Origin of the sequence: Binatus sp. (SeqCode), from assembly GCF_036522015.1 — a bacterium.
Classification (GTDB): domain Bacteria; phylum Desulfobacterota; class Binatia; order Binatales; family Binataceae; genus Binatus.
The window spans coordinates 1-3439 of sequence record NZ_DATDGQ010000309.1 but is presented as its reverse complement, the minus strand read 5'-3'; the positions used below and the strand labels follow the sequence as shown (position 1 = coordinate 3439).

At 61.7% G+C, this 3439-nt stretch carries 4 protein-coding genes; 2 read left to right on the top strand and 2 right to left on the bottom strand.

The window, feature by feature from the left end; all coding sequences use genetic code 11:
* Window positions 1-861, top strand: an 861-nt coding sequence (locus tag VIW95_RS13185; RefSeq protein WP_331587234.1) for an MFS transporter, incomplete at its 5' end; no start/stop codon positions are given.
* Window positions 862-960: 99 nt separating this feature from the next.
* On the opposite strand, the gene VIW95_RS13180 is transcribed toward VIW95_RS13185, so the two are convergent.
* Window positions 961-1824, bottom strand: a complete 864-nt coding sequence (locus tag VIW95_RS13180) for a MaoC/PaaZ C-terminal domain-containing protein (RefSeq protein ID WP_331587232.1) — start codon at window positions 1822-1824, stop codon at window positions 961-963.
* Between the two features lie 409 nt (window positions 1825-2233).
* On the opposite strand from VIW95_RS13180, the gene VIW95_RS13175 reads away from it, so the two are divergent.
* Window positions 2234-2671, top strand: coding sequence for a TA system VapC family ribonuclease toxin (locus VIW95_RS13175; protein WP_331587230.1), 438 nt, complete (start codon window positions 2234-2236; stop codon window positions 2669-2671).
* A 16-nt stretch (window positions 2672-2687) separates the two neighbouring features.
* Here the strand turns inward: VIW95_RS13175 and VIW95_RS13170 are convergent, their stop codons facing one another.
* The gene (locus VIW95_RS13170; RefSeq protein ID WP_331587228.1) at window positions 2688-3080 is read right to left on the bottom strand and encodes a hypothetical protein; all 393 of its coding nucleotides are present in this window, start codon (window positions 3078-3080) and stop codon (window positions 2688-2690) included.
* Window positions 3081-3439: the final 359 nt, after the last annotated feature.

Genomic DNA, 3439 nt, shown 5'->3' with positions numbered 1-3439 from the left:
GTACACGGTCGCCCTGGCCAACGAGCTGTGGTACCACAAGGCACCACGCCGCCGGGAGGGCGAGATCCAGAGCATCGGCGCGTTCTTCCATCCGCTGGACGGCATCCGGAGCTGGAACACGGTCTACGGCCCGGGCGGCCGACGCGCCACGGATGGGCACTCGCGCCGGCGCTGCGGTCGGGCTTCGTCGCGTACTCGATCCTCGCGTTGATCGCGTTCTCGTTTTATCGGCGCCTTTCCCCGGACATCGAAGTCGAACAGCAACCCGTCAAGCGCGCGCCGCTGGAGAAGTCGCGCGCGATCGTGTACCGGCTGTCGGCGCTGTTCAGTATCGATTCTTTCGGCGGCGGATTCGTGATCCAGTCGTTGCTGGCGCTATGGCTGTTCCGCCGCTTCAATCTTTCGGTTCAAACGGCGGGCGCATTCTTCTTCGCGGCGGGATTGCTCGGATCGTTTTCACAGTTTATTTCTGCGGCGCTCGCAGCGCGCTTCGGCCGTATCAACACAATGGTCTTCAGCCATCTGCCGTCGAATGCAATGTTGATAGTCGCCGCACTGGTGCCGACGCCGGCGCTCGCGATGGGATTTCTGTTGCTCCGCTCGTCGATGTCGCAGATGGACGTTCCCGCGCGCCAGTCGTACGTGATGGCGGTAGTACCGCCCGAGGAGCGCGCAGCCGCGGCGACCGTCACGAACGTGCCGCGCAGCCTGGCGTCAGCGCTTGCGCCGCTGCCGGCGGGCGCGATGCTGAATCATTCGTCGTTCGGCTGGCCGCTGATTTGCGCGGGCGCGCTCAAAACGATCTACGACATCCTGCTCCTAATCCAGTTCCGCGCAGTAAAACCCTCCGACGAGTTCTGATCCATTCTGATTCGAACTTCGGAAAATTCGGTCCCTCACCGGCGCGCTCGGAAGCACGGCGGCGGGGCTTCCCGCACGTGGGGCGAGGCAAGAGGGAAGCTACGCGCGGAGCACGACGATGCCGTCGCGAATCGCGAGCCGGCCTTCGCCGCTCAGCGTCTCGAAGAATACGGCCGCGCCTTCGCGCGCGAGGACACGCACCGTCAGCGTCGAGGGCATCATTACCATTGCGCCGAAACGCGCCGCGACTCTTTCGATACGCGCAGGGTCCTTGCCCGCTTCGCTCTCGATAATTCGCGACACCGCCAACGCCAGCGTCGCGGTTCCGTGCAGGATGATCTCCGGCAATCCCGCTGCGCGCGCCACCGACGCGTCGGTATGTATCGGATTAAAGATTCGCGCGCATTCGGTATAGATGTGTGCCATGCCCGCCGGCACATCGACCTGGCATTCCGAGAGCGGCTCGCCTTCCTCGACCAGCGGTTCTGTTGGCGCCGGCGGAAGCTTCGGCGGAACGTCATCTCCCTTGACCTCGACGCCGCGGTAAATCCCGCCGTACCAGCTCGTGCAAACCGGCTTGCCTGCCTCATCGACGGTGTCCAGCCGCGTGACCATGTACGCGCCCGGCTTGCGCCGCTCGACGCCCGCGACCGTCAGCTGCGTAGTCAGGCGCTCGGGTGGCCGAATCGGGCGATACAGCACGGTTTCCTGCGTCGCGTGCACGCCGCGCATCGCCTCGTCGCGCGTGAGCGAGGATTTTTCGAACTGCGCGCGTATCGCGACCTGCACAGGCCATTCGAAGCAGACCGGGAACAGCGGATGCGCAATCACGCCGCGAACCGTGTCCATGTAGCATGGCGTCGCGTCGCCGAGCGCGGCGGCATATGCCATCGTCCAGCGCGAATCGATCTCACTGACGATTGGCGCTCCCGTGCTTCCTACAAGTGACGAGTCGAGCGGCATGACAGCTACTTCTACCCGCCCCACTCCGACGCGTCCACCGCGATTGCAGTGACCAGCAGATGAAACACGACCGGCGACGATCGTCCGTCGCCAGAATCGTCTCGAGGATGGCCAAAGGAGGGGGAACATTGACATCTGATGTTTGATGCGTGATGATCCTGGACGTGCGTACCACCTTGGACATCGATGAGGACGTTCTCGAGAGCGCCAAGGAGCTCGCCGCAAAGCGAGGCACTACCGCTGGGCGCGTTCTCTCCGAGCTTGCCCGCATAGCGCTGGCGCCGCGAAGCCGCTCTTCGCGAATGCGCAATGGCGTGCCTGTTCTGCCAAAGCAGCGGAGTGCACAGCTCGTCACGCCGGAAATTGTCAATCGGCTCCGCGACGAGACTTAAGCATTGGGACTGCGCCCGTGATCGCTCTGCTCGATGTGAACGTCCTGGTTGCGCTATTCGATCCCGCGCACTTGCATCACGAGGCGGCTCACCAATGGTTCGGACGAAATCGCAGATACCAATGGGCTACCTGTCCGCTCACCGAGAACGCGTTGGTCCGTATTCTCTCCAATGCGTCCTATCCTGGCCAACGCACCACGCTGGATGATGCAGCAGCTCCTCTGCGAACCTTCTGCGCGGATCGTCTTCATGTTTTCTGGCCTGACTCGGTAAGCGTGCGTGATTCCGGACGCTTCCGGTGGAATCACGTTCAAGGCCATCGGCAGCTTACTGACGTCTATCTGTTAGCTCTGTCGGTGTCGATGAAGGGCTGCCTGGCCACTTTCGATTCCACGATCTCACTTAGGGCAGTGGAAGGTTCGGCACAGCAGAATCTTGAAATCCTCGCGGAGTGAGCATCGGCGCCGCAATCTAGAGGAAGCTGCCGACTGTTCCCTGACCATCGAGCTCGACTTTCTGGGGACTGTTCTGTGCCGAGTCGGTAAACGTCAGGCCATCGGGGGCATTGACCTTTCCGCTGACCATCGGATGGAACACGACCTCAAGCTTGCACGACCTGCCGGGTGCCAGCGGCGAGCCGGAGCATTTGTCGCTTTGTATCGAGAAGGTGTCCGCGGCGACGATACTGGTAAAGGTGATCGCACTCGACCTGGATTTATTCGTGACCGTCACGGTCAGCGGCGCACTGTCATCGGTGGCGGTGACCTTGCCGAAGTCGTGCTTGTCAGGCTTGAGTTTCAGCATTGGGCCCTGGTCCGCGGCAACGACGGAATGACCGGCGACGATCGCCGTCGCCAGAATCATCGCCGTAACCAGTATTGATCCGGATAATGCCGGACGGGCCGGTCTCAATAGGAACATGTCGTTCTCTCCCCGCGGTGAAAGTGCGCGAACGAGCGCCGGAACTAGTATTAGAACACTACAATTTGTACTGAAAAGAATCAACGACGCCAGGGGGCCTCGACTCTACCGGCGTCGCCTCAGCTGGTTGGGGTGTTCATCGCGTTGGCCATCATATCTTTCGTTGATGACGAAGATATCGACCGCAGCAACCGCAGCGATCGTTAGCTCACTAGCTCTTCCGCCGCGCGCGGTACCTTCTAATCAGCGCGTTGGTCGAGCTGTCATGCTTTAGCTCAGGTTCCTTGGCCGATTCCAGTTCC

Bases quoted from the DNA above. Each gene is read 5' to 3' on its own strand.
- VIW95_RS13170 (WP_331587228.1), bottom strand. From the start codon at position 3,080: ATGATTCTGGCGACGGCGATCGTCGCCGGTCATTCCGTCGTTGCCGCG.
- VIW95_RS13180 (WP_331587232.1), bottom strand. From the start codon at position 1,824: ATGCCGCTCGACTCGTCACTTGTAGGAAGCACGGGAGCGCCAATCGTC.